At 32.0% G+C, this 19,195-nt stretch carries 15 protein-coding genes; 3 read left to right on the forward strand and 12 right to left on the reverse strand.

Going from position 1 to position 19,195, the window contains the following annotated elements; genetic code table 11:
- Nucleotides 1-124: 124 nt before the first annotated feature.
- The 7 genes from ACU68W_RS05210 to ACU68W_RS05240 all read right to left on the reverse strand — a co-directional run bounded on the left by ACU68W_RS05210 (nt 125) and on the right by ACU68W_RS05240 (nt 6,301).
- Nucleotides 125-808, reverse strand: coding sequence for a methionine ABC transporter permease (locus ACU68W_RS05210; protein ID WP_002835653.1), 684 nt, complete (start codon nt 806-808; stop codon nt 125-127).
- Nucleotide 809: 1 nt separating this feature from the next.
- A complete protein-coding gene (locus ACU68W_RS05215; protein WP_094223112.1) occupies nt 810-1,775 on the reverse strand; it encodes a methionine ABC transporter ATP-binding protein in 966 nt (321 codons plus the stop codon).
- 1 nt (nt 1,776) lies between these two features.
- On the reverse strand, nt 1,777-2,580 hold the full coding sequence (locus ACU68W_RS05220) for a DUF169 domain-containing protein (protein WP_446756218.1): 804 nt from the start codon (nt 2,578-2,580) through the stop codon (nt 1,777-1,779).
- A 32-nt stretch (nt 2,581-2,612) separates the two neighbouring features.
- Nucleotides 2,613-3,296 carry a TVP38/TMEM64 family protein gene (locus tag ACU68W_RS05225; protein WP_094223110.1) on the reverse strand — a complete coding sequence of 228 codons (684 nt, stop codon included), beginning with the start codon at nt 3,294-3,296 and terminating at the stop codon, nt 2,613-2,615.
- 86 nt (nt 3,297-3,382) lie between these two features.
- On the reverse strand, nt 3,383-4,648 hold the full coding sequence (locus ACU68W_RS05230) for a dicarboxylate/amino acid:cation symporter (protein WP_094223109.1): 1,266 nt from the start codon (nt 4,646-4,648) through the stop codon (nt 3,383-3,385).
- 36 nt (nt 4,649-4,684) lie between these two features.
- Entirely contained in the window at nt 4,685-5,530 is an 846-nt protein-coding gene (locus ACU68W_RS05235) for an SDR family oxidoreductase (protein ID WP_094223108.1), read from the reverse strand.
- A 9-nt stretch (nt 5,531-5,539) separates the two neighbouring features.
- On the reverse strand, nt 5,540-6,301 hold the full coding sequence (locus tag ACU68W_RS05240; RefSeq protein ID WP_311437219.1) for an exodeoxyribonuclease III: 762 nt from the start codon (nt 6,299-6,301) through the stop codon (nt 5,540-5,542).
- A gap of 173 nt (nt 6,302-6,474) precedes the next feature.
- On the opposite strand from ACU68W_RS05240, the gene ACU68W_RS05245 reads away from it, so the two are divergent.
- A complete protein-coding gene (locus ACU68W_RS05245) occupies nt 6,475-9,375 on the forward strand; it encodes an insulinase family protein (RefSeq protein WP_446756219.1) in 2,901 nt (966 codons plus the stop codon).
- A 240-nt stretch (nt 9,376-9,615) separates the two neighbouring features.
- Here the strand turns inward: ACU68W_RS05245 and ACU68W_RS05250 are convergent, their stop codons facing one another.
- The 4 genes from ACU68W_RS05250 to ACU68W_RS05265 all read right to left on the reverse strand — a co-directional run bounded on the left by ACU68W_RS05250 (nt 9,616) and on the right by ACU68W_RS05265 (nt 14,415).
- A complete protein-coding gene (locus ACU68W_RS05250) occupies nt 9,616-10,707 on the reverse strand; it encodes a type II secretion system F family protein (protein ID WP_446756220.1) in 1,092 nt (363 codons plus the stop codon).
- Entirely contained in the window at nt 10,697-11,857 is a 1,161-nt protein-coding gene (locus ACU68W_RS05255; protein ID WP_306478976.1) for a GspE/PulE family protein, read from the reverse strand. Before ACU68W_RS05255 ends, ACU68W_RS05250 begins: the two co-directional genes overlap by 11 nt.
- Before the next feature lie 103 nt (nt 11,858-11,960).
- Complete coding sequence (locus tag ACU68W_RS05260) at nt 11,961-13,709, reverse strand: ABC transporter ATP-binding protein (RefSeq protein WP_094223103.1); 1,749 nt, start codon at nt 13,707-13,709, stop codon at nt 11,961-11,963.
- 106 nt (nt 13,710-13,815) lie between these two features.
- On the reverse strand, nt 13,816-14,415 hold the full coding sequence (locus ACU68W_RS05265) for a hypothetical protein (RefSeq protein WP_094223102.1): 600 nt from the start codon (nt 14,413-14,415) through the stop codon (nt 13,816-13,818).
- A 384-nt stretch (nt 14,416-14,799) separates the two neighbouring features.
- Between ACU68W_RS05265 and ACU68W_RS05270 the strand changes: the two genes are divergently transcribed.
- Together ACU68W_RS05270 and ACU68W_RS05275 are read left to right on the forward strand one after the other, a co-directional pair.
- The gene (locus tag ACU68W_RS05270) at nt 14,800-16,695 is read left to right on the forward strand and encodes an alpha/beta hydrolase family protein (RefSeq protein WP_094223101.1); all 1,896 of its coding nucleotides are present in this window, start codon (nt 14,800-14,802) and stop codon (nt 16,693-16,695) included.
- 3 nt (nt 16,696-16,698) lie between these two features.
- Nucleotides 16,699-17,553, forward strand: a complete 855-nt coding sequence (locus tag ACU68W_RS05275) for a YihY/virulence factor BrkB family protein (RefSeq protein WP_094208269.1) — start codon at nt 16,699-16,701, stop codon at nt 17,551-17,553.
- Between the two features lie 522 nt (nt 17,554-18,075).
- Here ACU68W_RS05275 and ACU68W_RS05280 read toward each other — a convergent pair.
- Nucleotides 18,076-19,158 carry a CdaR family transcriptional regulator gene (locus ACU68W_RS05280; RefSeq protein WP_446756221.1) on the reverse strand — a complete coding sequence of 361 codons (1,083 nt, stop codon included), beginning with the start codon at nt 19,156-19,158 and terminating at the stop codon, nt 18,076-18,078.
- Nucleotides 19,159-19,195 lie beyond the last annotated feature (37 nt).

A 19,195-nucleotide genomic window follows, 5' to 3' on the forward strand; every position in this document is an offset into this window, starting at 1 on the left:
AACTTACATACCGAATATTTAGTTGTTATTTAGTTTTTCTAAGCCTAATTTTTAGGCTTATTTGATGTGCCATAAATTACAAGATTAATTATTTTTTATTTTCTCTTGACATTTGATAGCTGGTCTATTTTACCTTATTATACATTATATTCCCTATTTTTTGAATAACCATAACTAATAAAATAAGTAATATAACTATAAAATACATAATTGCATAATCAAATCTTTGATAGCCATAAGTTAGAGCTACAGCCCCTAATCCCCCAGCTCCTACGGCTCCCGCAATAGCTGACATGTTTAATAAATTAATTATCATTATTGTGTAATTTTGTATTAAACTCGGAAGTGCTTCGACTAATATCACTTTTGTTATAATTTGAAAATCAGTTGCTCCGAAAACTTTTGAAGCTTTAATTACTCCATTATCTACTGTGCTAAATGCATTTTCTGCCATCCTAGTTGCAAAAGGTATACATCCAATGGTTATTGTAAAAATTGCCGGTACAATGCCAATTTTACTACCTAAAATTGCTCTTGTAATCGGCGTAAGGGCAACTATTAATATCATAATAGGAAAAGCTCTTAATATATCAGTTATTTTACCTAGAATTGCATTTATAATTTTATTTGGTTTCAATCCATTGATATCCGTAATAAACAAAATAATACCAAAAATTATTCCAAAAATTATCGAAAAAATCGCTGAAACAATAACCATAGTTAGAGTTTCAATAATTGCTGGTATAATAACTTTCGGCATATATCTTATTAAGTCTGTATCTCCCAAAAAACTTAAAGTATAAATCATATTAATATCCCTCTATTTCATAATTAAGTTTTTCATCATTTAAAGCAGTTACTGCTTCCTTTAATTTTTCATTTGATACGATAATTTTTATTAAAATAATATTCTCGTTATCTAATTCGATCTTTTTTATATTCTCAAGTTTAAAAGGAACATCAAAACCAGATAATTTATCATTTATTAACAGTAATTCATTATTTGAATATGGAACTTTTATAATTATTTCTGTTTCATTTTCATTGGTTTTAGTTTTATCATATATGAATGTGTTAATATCTTTATCTCCACTTAGCAATAGATCTCTTGTATATCCTGTTTTAATAATTTTTCCATCTTTTAATAGCCCTATCTTATTACAAGCTTTTTCCAATACATCCATTTCATGAGTAACGATGATTATAGTTACTTTCATTTCTTGTTGTATCTTTTTTAACAGCTTTAAAATAGAGTTGGTTGTTTTTGGATCTAGGGATGAAGTTGCTTCATCACATAATAAATATTTTGGTTGTAATACTAAAGCTCTTGCTATGGCTACCCTTTGTTTTTGACCTCCACTTAATTCCTTTGGTCGAAATAATAATTTATCTTCAATTCCAACAAGTTTCGCCATTAATTCAACTCTTTTTTTTATATCTTCTTCTGAATAATTCCAACACCTCATTGGTAAGGCTATATTTTCAAACACATTTTTCCTATTTAATAGGCAAAAATCTTGAAAAACGACACCAACTTTCCCCCTAAATTCTCTCGATTTTTCTTGTTCAAGACCTGTAATGTCTATACCATCAATTAATATTGAACCTTCATCATATGTTTCTAACCCTGTCAAACAATTTAATAATGTTGTCTTTCCTGCACCACTATTTCCTATCAATCCGAATGTTATTTCATCTTCTATGACTAAAGATAAGTCATTAATAACATTTTTTTCTCCATCATAGCTCTTTTTTAAGTTTTTAATCTCTATCATCTTATACATCCATATAATAGTTGTATGAATATTTTATCGGATATTCTATACCTATTTTTTTTAAATTATCAACTATCGATTTCTTGTTTTTGTCATCTTCCATTATATTTATTGTCTGGAATATTCCATCTATGGTTTTATTAAACTTATCACGATGAATACCTATCGACATTTCATTATCTTTCCAACCAGCCTTGTGTCTAGTACCTACGCACAGCATAGAAATATTTATATCTTTGTTAAGTATTTGATTAGCGGTAGATTCTTGACAAATTGCCATGTTCCCTACAAGACTAATATTGTTATTTCTTCCATAATGATAGGTATATCCCTGAACTACACGCATTGCGCTATAAGGTTCTAAAATAATAATATATACATCTGGATTATCTGGAAAACTTGATGCAGGACCTATCAATACTGCATAATTTTTTTTAGCCAAAAATCCTGAATTTTTTCTTACCTCTGAACTAATTTTACTACTCTCATGTAATCCTAGTCTAGCCCAATTTTCTCCATTTGAATTCTTTTCATCTACATCCAACAATCCCAAAGCTAGTGCACCACTTTTACATAAAAAATCTTTCTCAGTAGCTTTGACTATATTACCAGAACTTGCAGCTTTTATCATTTGACAATAGTTAATTGGCTTTCTCAATTCTACTGCTTTGTATCGATCATAATCATCCTTATTTTTTAGAAATTTAACAGCTACTATCTTTCTCTTTAGATTTGGTAGAATTGCCTCTGCTAGTATAGCTGAATTTATTTTTTTACTATCATATTCAATTTTTGCTTTTGACATCTTAACCCCTTATTCTTAGCGATAATACTATTTTATATATTTTTCTTTGCTTGTTTATCGTTATAAATTCTCTTCATCAACATTCCAAGAGCAAACACTCCGAATAAAATTATAAGTCCTTTTACCCATGTAGATGGATTTGTGGATTTACTTGCTGCGTAAGAATAAATCAATGTAGCTGGAAGTTGTCCTATTCCTGTCGCGATGAAAAATTCCCAAAATCCCATTGGAGTTAATCCTGCTGCATAGCTTATCGGATCGAATGGTACGAATGGCAAAAGTCTTGCGACCAAAATTGCGTTCTTCCCATATCTGTCGAAGAATCCTTCTACTTCCTTCAACGCTCCTTTTGTTGCAAATTTTTCTGCGATATCTCTTCCCAAAAATCTCGCAATTCCAAAACAAAGCGCTGCTCCTGCCATTGCAGATGTCCAAGACAATATACTTCCTCTGACCCATCCCCAAATAGCTGCATTAGAAAATGTAATGAAGAAAGCCGGAATTGGTGCTGCAATCGATTGAAGAATCATCATCAAGAATGAAATTACAACCGCAGTCTTTCCAAATGATCTGATGTACGCTTTCACACTTTCAAGATCCTTAAAAGCTTTTGACATATTCGTCACGCCTTCTCTGAGTGGTTTGATAAATACAAATGCTAAAACCACAACTAGAATTACGACAATTTTTTTAATATGTTTATTTTCTAATTTCAAAATTATCCCTCCTTATATTCATTATATCAAATAAAAAAATAAACACTTATTGAAATATTCTATAAGTGTTTATCATTTATTATAATTTACGAATTAAATTTTTCTTTATCAAAATATTCTTCGCCAGAACTGTTAGCGACGATAACTGTACACACAGCATCCCCTGTGATATTTATCGCTGTTCTAATCATATCCAAAATTCTGTCTATTCCCATTATCATTGCAATCGCAGATATTGGAAGTCCGATTGAATTAAATACCATTGATAAAGTTATCAATCCAACTGATGGAATTCCCGCAGTTCCGACTGATGCAAGTGTAGCTGCTGCGATTACTGTCAAGAAATTTTGTGGAGTCAATTGCATTCCGTACGCATTCGCTGCAAAAACCACTGCAACTCCTTGCATGATTGCAGTTCCGTCCATGTTGATTGTCGCTCCAAGTGGAATTGTGAACGAAGAAATTTTTCTGCTAACTCCAAGCTCTTCCAATTTGTTGATGTTCATAGGAACTGTTGCATTTGAAGATGATGTGGAGAATGCAAATCCCAAAACCGGGAAGAATTTCTTCAAGAATTTGAATGGATTTACTTTCGCAAAAATCGTCAATAAAACCATATAAACTAATAAAAGTTGCAATCCCAATCCTAAAACTACTGTGAGCATGTATTTTAACATTGACAATATTGCAGATAATCCCAATGTTGCGAACGTCTTTGTGATAAGTGCAAATACACCAATTGGCGCAAACTTCATAACAATCATTGTCATATCCATCATTATGTCGTTGAATTCTTCGCAAATATTTGCTACGTTGTGTGCTTTTTCTCCCAAATTCGCCAAAATAATTCCAACTAACAACGCGAAGAAAATTATTTGCAACATATTTCCTTCAGCCATTGCCTGAATTGGATTTGTAGGAATCAAATTCAACACAGTTTCTTTGATTGAAACTGCCTTTGCTGGATCTGTTTGTGCAGCCTGACTTACTTTGCTAAGATCAATCCCAACTCCAGGCTTGATAAATGATGCCAACAAAAGCGCCAAAGTTATCGCCAAAGCAGTTGTAAACAAATAAAACACCAGTGTTTTGACTCCAATTTTTCCTAATTTTTTCGTATCTCCCATACTCATCGCGCCAGTTACAAGTGAGAAGAACACTAATGGAACCACAAGCATTTGCATTAATCTAATAAATCCTTGCCCCAATACATCGAATACTCCATTAACTAAAATGGTATCTTTTATATATGATGAAGGAACAAATAGATTAAAAACTATTCCGACCAACAATCCCAAGAATAATCCAATGAATATTTGAGTTGTCAGTCCCATTTTTTTCTTTTGTTTCATAAACATCTTTCCTTTTCTTAAAATTCAGTTTTAAAATTACAAATTATTTTTTTCGATATATTTTTCAAGAGAAGTTTGCCAATCTGTGAATTTGTAAATTTGAGAAGTATTCAACAAGAAATTTTCCAAAGCTGTGAAATCTGGTCTATGACCTTCAATTCTCAAGTTTTCATCTTCGATAACTTCTGCATCAATTCCTTTAATCCTCAAAATTTCTTCTGCAAAATCTTTTCTACTAGCAACTCCCTCACATGATGCGTGATAAATCCCGTAATCGTAAGTATCCATCAATTTCACGATAAATTCAGCTAATTGATACGCACTTGTAGGAGAAGAATATTGAGCCTTAGGAACCAAAACTTTTCCTGTTTGTTGTGCTTCTTTAATAATATCTTCTACCCTGTGATTTACTGGAGAGAATAACCAACTTGTTCTCAAAATAAAATGTTTTACGCTGAATTCCCTTACGAAATTTTCTCCCATCAATTTGCTTTTTCCATACATTGTCGTTGGGTGTGGAGTGTCGTATTCTCTGTAGGCACTTCTGGATTGTCCACTGAACACATCATCAGCAGACATGTGAATTATTTTCGCATCCACAGTGTTCGCTGCAACCGCCATGTTTCTAGCTCCCAAAGCATTTACTCTGAACGCTTCATCTGGATTTTCTTGACAAGCGACAGGGTCTGTAAGTGCAGAACAATTTATAATTACATTTGGTCTATTTCTTCTGGCAAATATTGAAGTTTCATCGGAATTTACAATATCTACAATGTATTTATCCGTTGCTAAGACTTCGTCTTCCAGAGGATCCAAATATTTCTGTAATACTTTTCCTATCTTTCCATCTGCTCCGCTTATCCAAATTCTATTTCTATTCATAATATCTCCTTATAAATTAATCTCCAACTCAACTGGACAATGGTCTGATCCCATTATGCTTTGGTGAATTTTCGCATCCACAAGATTGTCCTTCAAATCATCACTTACTATGAAATAATCAATTCTCCAGCCAGCATTTCTTTCTCTCGCTTTTGCAAAGTAGGACCAATAAGAATACTCATCTGTTTTGTCGGGATAAAAATATCTGAAAGTGTCGATATATCCGTCATTTAATAAAAGTGACATTTTGTTTCTTTCTTCGTCAGTAAATCCTGCTGAACGTCTATTTGATTGTGGATTTTTCAAATCAATTTCATTGTGGGCTACATTCAAATCCCCGCACACAATTACAGGTTTTCTATCTCTTAAAATATTCAAATAATTGTGGAATTCATCTTCCCACACCATTCTATAATCCAATCGTTCTAGTTTTTGTTTAGAGTTTGGAGTGTAGACATTCACCAAGAAAAAATCTTCGTATTCGCAAGTAATCACACGACCTTCAGTGTCGTGTTCATCAATTCCAATCCCGAAACTTACTCCAATTGGCTCAACTTTTGTGTAAACCAAAGTTCCAGAATAGCCAGCCTTGTTAGCTGAATAGGAATATCTGTGATAACCTTCAATGTTCATTTCTTCAGTCATTTGATTTTCTTTCATTTTTATTTCTTGTAAACAAAAAATATCCGCATTCAAATTATCAAATGCTTCCTTAAAGCCTTTTTTCATAACGGCTCTGTATCCGTTAACATTCCATGATATTAATTTCATATTCTCACCTCTTATTTGTTATTTATTATATCATATACAGTTTTAAAAACTGATATTTGTGAATGTAGCTAACAATTATTTATACCCCAAAAAACAAATTTTTAATAAATTTGTGATTTTGTTAAGTTTTCGCAATTTGATATAATATATTAAAAAGAAAAAAGGAGATTTTTATGCAAGATTATAAAAATTTTAAATTAATAGATACAAGAGAATTATCTGATATCAATTCAACAGCCTATCTTTTCGAACACGAAAAAACGAAAGCAAAAGTTTTGAAGCTAGCTAACGATGACGAAAACAAAGTTTTTTCAATTGCATTTAAGACAATTCCACAAGATAGTACTGGGGTTGCTCACATAATGGAGCATTCAGTTCTTAATGGATCCAAAAAATACACAACTCGTGAACCATTTATGGACTTGGTAAAATCATCGCTACAAACATTTTTGAACGCGATAACTTATCCAGATAAAACTTGCTATCCTGTAGCAAGTCGTAACGCCAAGGATTTCAAAAATCTTGTGGACGTTTATTTGGATGCAGTTTTCAATCCAATTGTTTACGAAAAAAAGAACATTTTTTATCAAGAAGGATGGCATTACGAAATAAAAAATGTCGATGATGATATCAAATACAATGGTGTAGTATACAACGAAATGAAGGGCTCCTACAGTTCAATTTATACGATTATTTTTGATGAATTGTTCAAATATTTGTACCCAGACACAACTTATGCACATTCATCGGGCGGAAATCCTTACAATATTCCAGATTTAACTTACGAAAAATTCTTGGAATTCCACGACAAATACTACCACCCATCAAATTCGTTTATTTATTTTTACGGAAATGGAAATATCGAAGAAGAATTGGATCATTTGTCAGAATATTTGGATGAATATGATTACAAAAAAATCGACTCAGACATTCCTTACCAAAAACCATTTGAGAAAGCTAAAAAAGTCCAAGTCGAATACAATATATCAAAAGACGAAAAGCCTGACGGAAAAGATGTATTGGTATATGCTGCAAATGTCGGACACATCACAAATGTAAAAGATGCATTTGTATCAACTATTTTAAGTGACGTATTGTTCTCCAACGAATCTGCGATAATCAAGGAAAAATTATTGCAAGAAAACATCTGTGAATCTGTAGAGAGCGTATCATCTTACGGCCAAGAAATCACAATGGGTGTTATCGCTGAGAACTCAGATGTAAAAAACACTGAAAAGTTTGAAGCATCGGTTAAAAGAGAATTAGAAAAAATCGTAAAAAACGGAATCGACAAGGACGAACTTACTTCTACCCTCAATAAATTAGAATATGATTTGAAAGAGGCTGGAAGTTTCCACACAAAAGGAGTTATCTATTTCTTAAAATCTGCTCTAAGTTTCATGTACTCAGATAGCTACTACGACCAATTACAATTCTCAGAAACACTTGCAGAATGCAGAAAATTGATCGATACAGATTACTACGAAAAATTCATCGAAGAAAAATTGTTAAACAACAACTTCAAATTGATTCTATCATTGAAAGCAACGCCAGGTCTTAATTTGAAAAAAGACAACGAAGTTAAGGAAAAATTAAAACAATACAAGGAAAGCTTGTCTGATGAAGAATTAAATGAATTAGTAGATTTGAACAAAAACTTGGAACAATTCCAATCAGAAGAAGATACAAAAGAACAAAAAGACACTATTCCAACATTGGAACTTTCCGATATTGACGCAAAACTTGAAGATGTAGAAAGAATCGAAAAGAAAATCGACAATTACACATTCTTAAATCCAAATCTGTTCACATCAAACATTCACTACGCATCTTTTATGTTTGATTTGTCGAAGTTCTCGCAAAAAGATTACTTCTATTTGTCACTTCTATCCGATTATATCGGACTAAGCGACACTACAAATTACGATTACAAAAAATTATACACTCAAACATATCTTGCCTCAGGTGGAATATTCACTGCTATTCATTTGAACAATACAAAAAACGGTCAAGATTTAAAATCCAAATTTATGTTCAGCTTCAAAACAATAGAAAAAACAGAAGACGAATGTATTAAAATATTGGAAGAATACTTGTTTAATGTGAAATTTGAAGACAAAAATAGATTCAAAAATATACTTCAAAACCTAAAACAAGAATATAAAACGAGAATTCTTGAAGCTGGAAACCAATTCGCATTGACACGATCAATGGCATCATTCTCAGAAAAAAGCGTATTAGAAGATGAATGTTCTGGAATTAGTTACTACGAAAAATTGTGCGACGTGTTGAATGATTTCGATGAAAAAGCAGACATCACTTTGAATAAATTAAAAGATTACTACGAAAAAATCGTAAATTCAAACGATATGATTGTAAGCATAATCAATGAACAAGAATCCGCAAACAAATTCTTCGATAAATTACAAAAAACATTGATTGCTAAAATATACACAGAAGAAATAGACATCAAATCTTCTCCAACAAAATTCTTCAAATTAAAAGAAGCATACAAGACATCTTCAAATGTGAATTACGTTGTAAAATCAGCTGATTTGAAAAAATACGGGTTTGAATACAATTCCAAAATAACTGTGTTGACCAATATTCTAAACACTTCATTCTTGTACAACGAAGTCAGAGCAAAAGGCGGTGCTTACGGAGTTGGAATGAGCGTAAGCTTGAATGGAATATTATATGTGTATTCCTACAGAGATCCTAACATCAAAAACACAATCGACATCTACGATCAAATCGATAAATTTGTTGAAAACATGAGCTTTGATGAAAAAGAAATGAAACAATTCATCATTGGAACTGTGAACCAATTCAACCCACCAATGACTACATTCACAAAAGGAAGTCGTTCGATTAACATGTATTTGTCTGGAAGAACGATAGAAGATTATGAAAATTATCTTGAAAATATGCTACACACAACTGTAGATGACTTGAAGCAATTTGCTGAAATAATCAAAAAAGCAATGAAAGAAAACCACTTAGTAGTTGTAGGAAATGATACAAAGATAGATGAAGATGCAAATCTTTTCGACAAAATAATCAATGTAGAATAAAATATCCACTAACCAAAAAATAGGACTGTGACAACAGCCCTATTTTTTTGATGATAATATTCAATGCTTTTTTAATAAAATATTCAACGCTCATGCTAAGAATATCATACGGAAAAAATTGACTTTCGTACCGCGTAAGCGAAGCGTGCTTACGATTTTAGGATTTTAAGATTTAGAAATCAACAATTTTTGTAGTCTAGATATTCGTGCATGAACGTTAATATGTTATACCACTGTTTTTTAATTAAACGAATTTATAACATCAAACATAGGAATAGTGATGGATATTACGATAAATCCTACGATTACTGCCATGAAGATTATAAGCATTGGCTCTAATATGCTAATGAATGATTTGATTGCATATTCTACTTCCCCGTCGTAAAATTCTGATAATTTTTCGAATATATCTCCCAATTCGCCTGTGTTTTCTGCAACTTTTAGCATGGAGTTGAACACTTGCGGAGTGATTTTTCTTTTATTAAATGCTTCTTCAAGTGTAAACTCTCCGGATTCTATTTCTCTAAAAATATCGGAAAGTTGTTGTTTGTAGTATTTGTTTTTCATGGATTTTTGAATTATGATGAGTCCATCCAAAATCGTCATGGAATTTTTGTGAGTTATGCTCAAACTCCTCGCAATTTCTGAAGAGATTATAATTTTTCTTTGTTTGCCAAAAATTGATTTGGTCGTTTTGAATTTATCCAGATAATATCCAAATTTTGTTCTTCGATAAGCTATAATACCTCCTGCTGTTATTAAAAGTAAAATAATGAGTAGTAATAATCCGTTCTCGTTTATTGCATTTGATAATGAAATTAAAATTCTTGTAGACAGTGGCAGCACCATGTCAGAGCTTTCAAACAAATCCACGAATGTAGGAATGACGTTTTTGAGCATAAATATCAGCATTACAATTCCCGTAACAGTGAGAATTATAGGATAAATCATAGCATTTTGTACTTTTTTGTTGATATCGTAAGTTCTCTCGTAGTATTTGCTCAAATCGTAGACTACTTTGTCGAGCCTTCCACTCTCTTCTCCTAATTTCATCATTGATGTAAAAAACATATCGAAGTTTTTGTCATTTGAAAAACTTTCCGACACACTCATTCCATTATTCAAATTCTCAGATACTTTGTCCAAACTCGGTTTAAGTTGTTTGAATTCTTTTTGTTCTTTAAGTAGATTTACGATTTCGATGATTGGAATCTTAGCGTTCAGAAGAATTGAAAACTGTCTCAAAAACAAAAACAGTTTTTTCTTCGATACTTTGAGATTTATTTCCCTCTTTAATATGCTATCTTCTTTTAATAAACTGTCAATCTTCATTGTACAACCTCATTGCTTCGTCAAATGAAGTATTGCCAAGTGCTACTTGTATCAAAGCTTTTTTGAACAAACTGTCTATTTTATTTTCTTCACCGTAATTTTTCAAAGATTTCAAGTTCATATCTTTTTTGATTAAACTTCTCAAATCATCGTCGATTTTTAGTATTTGCATGACAGCCATTCTTCCCTCGTAACCAGAACTACATTCATCGCAATTTCCCGGCTCGTAAATTTCAGTTGGATTTAATCCGTTAGATCTGAAAACTTCCATTTGTGAAGGTGTTGGCGTGACTTTTTTCTTACAATGAGGACACAATTTTCTCACTAATCTTTGCGCGATAACAACTTTAAGAGATGCTCTTATCATGTAATCTTCAATTCCCATATCCATAAGTCTGATTATGGACTGATAGCAATCGTCTGTGTGAATTGTTGAATAAACTTTGTGTCCAGTGATTGAAGCTCTAATCGCAAGCTTCGCAGTTTCCAAGTCTCTAATTTCTCCGACCATTATTACAGAAGGGTCTTGTCTAAGTACAAACTTCAACGTATTATCAAATCTCAAGCCAATTTTTTCGTTGATTTGAATTTGATTGATCCCAAAAATATTGTACTCAACTGGATTTTCAATCGTGATAATATTTTTATCGACTGTATTTTCTCGTTCTAGCATTGTGTAAAGCGTAGTTGTTTTACCACTTCCAGTTGGCCCACAAATCAATACCATTCCATTTTCAAATTTCGTAAATCCTTCTATCATTTGTTGTTCACTTTCAGAAATCCCAAGATTTTGCATCCCGATTTTAAAAGATTCTGGATTCAAAATTCTAATAACGCATTTTTGGCCGTGAATTGTGTTGATAATGCTAATTCTAAGATCTATTTTTGTGTTTTCATATGTATATGTAATTCTTCCATCTTGTGGAAGTCTCTTCTCTGCAATATCAAGTTCACTCATTATTTTAATTCTAGTAATTATTTTTGAGTGCATACTCTTGTCCACAGTTTTGTATTCCACCAAACTTCCATTGATTCTGAATCTAATCCTGACATTTTCTTCAAATGGTTCAATATGAATGTCGCTGGAATTTTTTCTGATTGCATCATCAATTATAGAATTTACAAATAAAATATTATCGCTGATTTCCATTGTTGTCTCCTTGTATATATCTAATTTAATTATATCATTAAAATAATTAAATCAATCTACAAATAAAAAAATACCAACTGCATTGCAGTTGATATCTTCTTATTTACACCAATAATCTGCCACCTTGTGTGTACAAATTATAATAATATCCTTTTTGTTCCATTAATTGTTGGTGCGTTCCTCGTTCGATTATTCCTTCTTCAGTCAACACCAAAATCAAATCTGCGTTTTGAACCGTTGTAAGTCTGTGGGCTATTGTAAGTGAGCTTCTTCCTTTTGCCAAGTTTTCCAATGATTCTTGCACGATAAATTCGCTCTTATTGTCAAGCGCTGATGTAGCTTCGTCTAATATCAAAATCGGTGGATTTTTCAAGAAAACTCTCGCGATTGAAATTCTTTGTTTTTGACCACCTGATAACATTACTCCACGTTCTCCAACATAAGTGTCAAATCCATTTTCCAAGTTCATTATAAAATCGTACGCTCCTGCTGCTTTTGCTGCATCGATTACTTCTTGTTCTGTTGCATCTGGTTTTCCGTACAAAATATTTTCTCTGACAGTTCCACTGAACAAATACACATCTTGTTGCACCATTCCGATGTTTGAACGAAGCGATTGAAGTTTGATTTTGCGAACGTCAATTCCTTCCACCAAGATTTCTCCGTCTTCTACATCGTAAAATCTAGGAATCAAATTGCACAACGTCGTTTTTCCTCCACCTGAAGGCCCAACCAATGCAACTTTCTGTCCAGGATTTATTGTGAATGAAATATTGTTTAACACATTTTCATTGTTGTTATTGTATTTGAAACTTACATCTTTTATTTCGATTTTACCTTTGACATTTTCCAAATCAACAGCGTCTTCATCGTCGAAAATCTCGATATCTTGATCCATTATTTCTGTAAATCTTTCGATACCAGTCATTCCACGTTGGAATTGTTCCGTAAATTCTACGATTCTTCTCACAGTTGTAAGCAGCGTTTGAACGTATAGGATAAATGCCACGATGTCACCGCTACTCATTTTCCCTTCTACAAGGAAAAGTCCTCCGAATAAAACCACTATAATGTACATTATTCCATCGAATGCTTTTGTTATCGTGTTAAATCCAGCCATCGATGAGTACGTTTCTGATTTTATATCCAAGAATTTCTTGTTTCCTTTTTGGAATTTTTCGATTTCGACATCTTCATTTGCGAATGATTTTACAACTTTAACTCCTAGCAAACTGTCTTCAATGTCTGCATTCAAAACTCCAATGTGGTGTTTTTGTTCTTTGAAGCCTTTTCTCATTCTTCTGTTGTATTTGGATGCAAACACAATCATAAGTGGAATTGATAAGAATAAAATCACTGTCAACAATGTGTTCAATCTAACTAAAATCGCAAATGAAACTATTATTTTGATAAGTCCAATGAAATATTCTTCTGGACAGTGATGTGAAAATTCCGTAATATCGAACAAATCCGATGTGATACGCGCCATAATTTGTCCGACTTTTGTTTCGTTAAAATACGAATCGGAAAGTTTTTGCAAATGTTGGAATACATCGTATCTCATGTCTGTTTCAATCTTCGCACCCATTATATGACCGGTTTTTGTCATGTAGAATCCTGCGAACAAATCAATTATCTTCATAATCAAAAGAAGACCAGCCATTCTGAAAATCATTTCTCGTGTCAAAGTGTATGTTCCAAGTCCTGCATTTGTCAGTCTTCTCAAAATCATTGGCAACACCATATCTGTAAGTGTTGTAAGCGCCGCGCAGAACAAATCAAACATCAGAATAAATTTGTATTTTTTAAAATAAGGCATTACCCTTTTTATCAGATTGAGATTTCTTTTCATACTTGTATCCTTTCTTTTAAAATTAACCAATACAACAATTATAGCACATTATTTTTTTTAAAAACAAACCGCCACGATGAAATTAGATTTCAAAATGGCGGTCAATTTATTTTGCGGATAATTTCTTCATTAATATTGTAATTGCGAAAAATCCTACCAATATTAAAATGTAAATAATAATATTCAGCGTGAACAAGTTTTGCTTCACTGGTCCTGAAAAAATCGAAAAATATGAAAACAAAACAATTCCAATCGCTGATATAGCAATCAAAATGTATCTGAATTTACTGTCATGAAATCTCTTTTCTTTTCTGGAAATTATAATCGGAGTTGCAATTACAGCTGCAAACATCGTCAAATAAAGTATAACTGCAGACACTGATATTTGTTTAAATTCCAATCCTAAGAAATTTTTAACTAGATTGGTAAAAAGTCCAACAGAAGTTATCAACAAAAAGTAATACACAAATTCTATTAATTTATTCGCTATACTCACATTTGAAAAATCTTCAATGTAGTTGTTGACCTTTCGAAGTTCCGATTTGTACAATTCTTCTGTAGGAAATGCTCCCTTTTTTTGTAACTGCATCAAATCAATATCCAAAAGTTTTTCACATTCACTTAACGTCTTAAAATACAGGTTTCTTGTCTTCAAATTCATCATAATTCTTTGTTTTATATCTGAAAAATCTTCATCCAATTTCATTCGTTTTCACCTCTCATATATAATACCATAAAAAAACTATAAATTATTCAATTGATATTCAAAAATTATTCACGATATTTTATCCCAAATTGTTGGTAAGTTTTTGTGGATAAATGTGGATAATGTGGATAACTTTGTGGATATCTTGAAATAAGCCAAATTTTTTCCACAAATTATCGTCAATTTTTGTGGGAAAAATTTGTATAACTTATTTGAAATGTATGTTCGATAAATTTATTTAACACTCAGTTAATAAATATAATCGAACTTTCAAAATACTTACATTAAAATTCAATTCATTTTCAATGTATTACTTTTCCTAAAGTATATCGTAGCAGTAGATTATGTTATAATTATCTTAATATATAAATGAAGGAGAGTTATATGAAATATTTCGATTACGATTCATTTAAAGACTTTACATTTATTTCAAAGTTAAAAGCTTTAAAAAACTCAGACAATATTTTCTGTGTTACAACCACAGCTAATATAGAAGAAAACAAATACGATTCTAACATACACAAAGTAGGAGACAATAAAAACTTCACAAGTTCCAACAAGGACTCTTCATTTTTTGAATTGAATGATGGAGATTTATTAATTATAAGAAATTCAGAAAAAGAAGAAAATTCTGACACAACATCTTTTTACAGACTTCCTGTCTATGGTGGAGAGGCTGTAAAAGAATTCGATATCAATTTAAAAAACGCTGAAATTCTTTTCGAATTGGAAGATTCTTTTATTGTAAAATACGAATTCGATAGACATCACGAAATGAATAAAATCACAGAAGAAGAAAAAAACGAAGATGTCGAAGTACTCACAGAACTTCCTTATTTTGAAAATGCTGTTGGGTTTACTGACAAGAAAAGAACTAGACTTGCAAGATATTTTCCAAGCATTAACAAAACAGATATACTAACAGATGAATTTTCAAATATTTCATCTGTAGACATCAATGATGACAAATCAAAACTTATTTTGGTGAGAAATTCCTACGAAAACGTAATGAAAATCGAAGATGAATTAGTTGAATACGATTTGAAATCTGGAAAAGATTCTGTGATTTTACAAGGTTTTATGATAATGTCTGCGAAATATTTCAATGACGATATTGTGATTCTCGCCACAGATGGAAAAGAGCACGGACTAAACCAAGACTGTGAAATCTACAAAATTGTAGATAATAAAGCTATAAAGCTAAACGAAGAACACTACTGCCTGTACAATTCCATAGGCTGTGATTTGAAATATTCTTCTGGTAGTCAAATCGAAAAAACTGACGACTTCATGTATTTTGTAATTTTGGAAGGATATGGCAGTGCGATTTTGAGAATGGATAAGAATTACAAATTCGATAAGATTTTCTCCACAAATAATTCTATCAATATGATTTCTGTAAAAAACGATGATGTTTACTACGTCTTGATAACTGAAAATCACGGACAAGAAGTTTACAAATTAAATGGAGAACAACTAACTCATTTGAATAATGACGAATATCATATAAGCAAAAAAGACAAGTTTACTTTTGAAAATGATGGTAATTCATTCACAGGCTGGGTGATTTATCCAAAAGACTACGACGAAAATAAAAAATATCCAGGCGTTTTGTCCGTACACGGCGGTCCAAAAACTGTTTTCGGTGAAGTATTGTTCCATGAAATGGAATTACTGTCTTCTAAAGGATATTTTGTTTTCTATACAAATCCACGTGGAAGTGACGGATACGGAAATGAATTTATGGATATAAGAGGAAAATACGGAGATGTAGATTATTCAGATTTGATGAAGTTCACAGATATTGTTATGGACAAATACCCTATCGACAAACTTGGCTACACCGGAGGATCTTACGGAGGATTCATGGCAAATTGGATGATGACTCACACTGACAGGTTCGATTGTTTTGTAAGTCAACGTTCAATTTCAAATTGGATTTCTTTCAGTTTGATTTCAGATATTGGATATTATTTTGGAACGGATCAAAACCACACTGAAACAGTGTTAGATGATTATGATAAATTGTGGGACAAATCTCCGCTAAAATACGCAAAAAATGCACACACTCCAACTCTTTTTATTCATTCCACAAATGATTACAGATGTCCGGTGTCTGAAGGAATGCAAATGTTTCAAGCTTTGAAACTTAACAACACACAAACAAGGTTTGTGATGTTTTACGGAGAAAACCACGAACTTTCACGTTCTGGAAAACCTAAAAACAGAATCAGAAGATTAAAAGAAATCTGCGATTGGTTCGATGAATATTTGAGGTAGATGATGAAAAAACAGAAAAAAGAAAAAAAGAATTTGTTCTTCAAAAAATTACTGCAATCAATAAAAGAAGACCAAATCCCATTATTAAGCGCACAGACAACTTATCATTTTATAATGAGCTTAGTGCCATTTCTAATAGTTTTATTAAATATTGTGTTGATGGTTGCTGCTAGTAAACTTGATTTGATTTTCAAATGGATGGAAGTAATTCCCTCTGAAACGAGAAATATACTAATGACATTAATCAACACGATTATAAGTAACAGATCCTCATCTGTACTTTCCATCTCTTTGTTGGTGGCGTTGTGGTCTAGTTCTAAAGCTTTGAAATCTTTAATCAAAGCTATGAACAAAGCATTTGATGTGAGAAGCGAAAACGGATTTTTGAAAACACAACTTAAAAGCATTCTATTTACAGTAGTATTGCTTTTATTGTTGATTGTGACATTGGTATTTATCGCATTTGGTGGTTTGATTTTAAATCTAATTGAGCAATATATGAAAATACGAATACCTTACTTCGCACAATTATTCAGATATTTAATCCCTATCGTATCCATGATTTTTGGATTCACATTACTATACAAATTCGCACCTGATTTCGATTCTACAAGAAGTATCAAATGGAAATCGGCAATGCTAGGAGGAACAATCGCAACCATCGGATGGCTTTTAATTACATTGTTGTATTCGTTCTACGTTTCCAACATTTCTAATATGTCCTTAACCTACGGTCCATTGGTAGGCGTGTTCGCACTTTTTGTGTGGATTAATTTATCTTCGCAAATAATCTTGATTTCGGCAGAAATCACAGCCAACTACGACCAAGTTAAAAAAGGAGTTATATATTCAACTTAGAATTAAGCGAAATAAAGTAGATTATAAGCTTTGATAAAAATGCATTGAAACAAACCAAAAACATCGTAAACAATCGAATCATTCGGAAAAAATTGTTCTAAATTCAAGCGAAATGGAACGTTTATGAGTTTTTGTGTTTTATTGTACCTTTAAAATCTTGACGTCAAGCGATTATGTAAATATATGAAATAAAAATAGACAAACCGATACGGTTAGAATATCATACGGAGAAAATAAGCATAAATTCAAGCGAAGGGAATCGTAAAAAAAATTGTGCTGTCTGAGCCGAAGGCGAGTTCACAATTTTAGATTCACAAGCTTAGAATTTATTTATTTGCGTAGTCTAGATATTCGTTCGTATCGGTGTCTATTTTCGTATATCTTGAAGCTACCTTTAGCAATATTTGTAGACAGATGAGCGGATTACGAGCTTTTGCGTTTTATTGTCTTGAAACTACCTATACATATTTTTGTAGTCTAGATATTTGTGCGTGATGGCTTTGCTACTTTTTACTACATTTTCTAATTCAATATAAAAGCCAAATACAACCTGATAAAATCTTCTACATTTCTAGGGTCAAGTCCTGTGATATCTCTAAGTTTATTCAGTCTGTACTGAACGGTATTTTTGTGTACGAACAAATCCTCAGCACATTTTGTTATGCTTTGATTATTTGTCGCATAAATTTTTATCAAATCTTTGTAAATATTGTAATCTTCGTCGGAAATATCTTTCAATACGACTTCCTTGAATTTTTTGATTCTGTCTTTTTTGATACTTCCAAGCAAAATTCCCAAATCCAATGTGGAATAATCCACAACACATTCTTTCCTTTGCAAATTATCCAACCAATCCAACGCAACCATGCAATTGTCATAGTTTTTCTTAAATTGGCTAATCATTTTAAATGACCCACTGATGCCAAAATACACCCTACTGTCTATTGCATCGTGAATTTGGTTTCTAATTTTCTCCAGTTTTTTCTTGATGATAATCTTGTCTACGTTGTTTGAAAGAATCACAATTTCTCCATAAAAAACACTGTATACGAAATTATTGGACAAATTATTCTCCAATATTTTGTAGATTTGCTCGGAGTCTTTCAACAAAAATCTGTTATCAGAGTTTTTGCCGACTATTACGTATTTTTCGTCTTCACTTTCCAGATATCTGTACAATCCGTAATCGTCCAACTCATTTATCAAACTCTCAAACAAATACTTGTTCATGTCCTTTTTTTTTAGTTTGTTCTTCTCAACGAGTTGTTCTTTGACGAGTATTTCGGTCATTTTTTTGATGATGTTTCCGTATTTCATAACTTCGTCTTTGTTTCCAGTAATGCCGATAACGGCGATGATTTCTCCGTCGATTGTAACTGGGATATTAATTCCCTTCTTTGCTCCAACGTATTCTTTTTCATTATCAACAAAAATTGTTTCGTTTAGCTTTACGCATTCCTTGGCAGCTTCGTGATAAGTGCCAATTCTATTTGAATTTGTTGAATAAATAATATATCCTTCTTGGTCAAAAAAGTTCAAATCGTAGTCAATAACATCTTTTAATTTTTCGACTATCATTTTTGCAGTGTGATCAGAAATTCTCATTTGTTCTCCATAATAATAAATTTGTTTGTTCATTTAA

The sequence above is a fragment of the Finegoldia sp. P2-F-LR genome, assembly GCF_052932265.1.

What these genes read in the sequence shown, in the direction of transcription:
- ACU68W_RS05210 (WP_002835653.1), bottom strand. Translation starts at nt 808, where the DNA reads ATGATTTATACTTTAAGTTTTTTGGGAGATACAGACTTAATAAGATAT.
- ACU68W_RS05215 (WP_094223112.1), bottom strand. Translation starts at nt 1,775, where the DNA reads ATGATAGAGATTAAAAACTTAAAAAAGAGCTATGATGGAGAAAAAAAT.
- ACU68W_RS05220 (WP_446756218.1), bottom strand. Translation starts at nt 2,580, where the DNA reads ATGTCAAAAGCAAAAATTGAATATGATAGTAAAAAAATAAATTCAGCT.
- ACU68W_RS05230 (WP_094223109.1), bottom strand. Translation starts at nt 4,648, where the DNA reads ATGAAACAAAAGAAAAAAATGGGACTGACAACTCAAATATTCATTGGA.
- ACU68W_RS05235 (WP_094223108.1), bottom strand. Translation starts at nt 5,530, where the DNA reads ATGAATAGAAATAGAATTTGGATAAGCGGAGCAGATGGAAAGATAGGA.
- ACU68W_RS05240 (WP_311437219.1), bottom strand. Translation starts at nt 6,301, where the DNA reads ATGAAATTAATATCATGGAATGTTAACGGATACAGAGCCGTTATGAAA.
- ACU68W_RS05245 (WP_446756219.1), top strand. Translation starts at nt 6,475, where the DNA reads ATGCAAGATTATAAAAATTTTAAATTAATAGATACAAGAGAATTATCT.
- ACU68W_RS05250 (WP_446756220.1), bottom strand. Translation starts at nt 10,707, where the DNA reads ATGAAGATTGACAGTTTATTAAAAGAAGATAGCATATTAAAGAGGGAA.
- ACU68W_RS05255 (WP_306478976.1), bottom strand. Translation starts at nt 11,857, where the DNA reads ATGGAAATCAGCGATAATATTTTATTTGTAAATTCTATAATTGATGAT.
- ACU68W_RS05260 (WP_094223103.1), bottom strand. Translation starts at nt 13,709, where the DNA reads ATGAAAAGAAATCTCAATCTGATAAAAAGGGTAATGCCTTATTTTAAA.
- ACU68W_RS05265 (WP_094223102.1), bottom strand. Translation starts at nt 14,415, where the DNA reads ATGAAATTGGATGAAGATTTTTCAGATATAAAACAAAGAATTATGATG.
- ACU68W_RS05270 (WP_094223101.1), top strand. Translation starts at nt 14,800, where the DNA reads ATGAAATATTTCGATTACGATTCATTTAAAGACTTTACATTTATTTCA.
- ACU68W_RS05275 (WP_094208269.1), top strand. Translation starts at nt 16,699, where the DNA reads ATGAAAAAACAGAAAAAAGAAAAAAAGAATTTGTTCTTCAAAAAATTA.
- ACU68W_RS05280 (WP_446756221.1), bottom strand. Translation starts at nt 19,158, where the DNA reads ATGAGAATTTCTGATCACACTGCAAAAATGATAGTCGAAAAATTAAAA.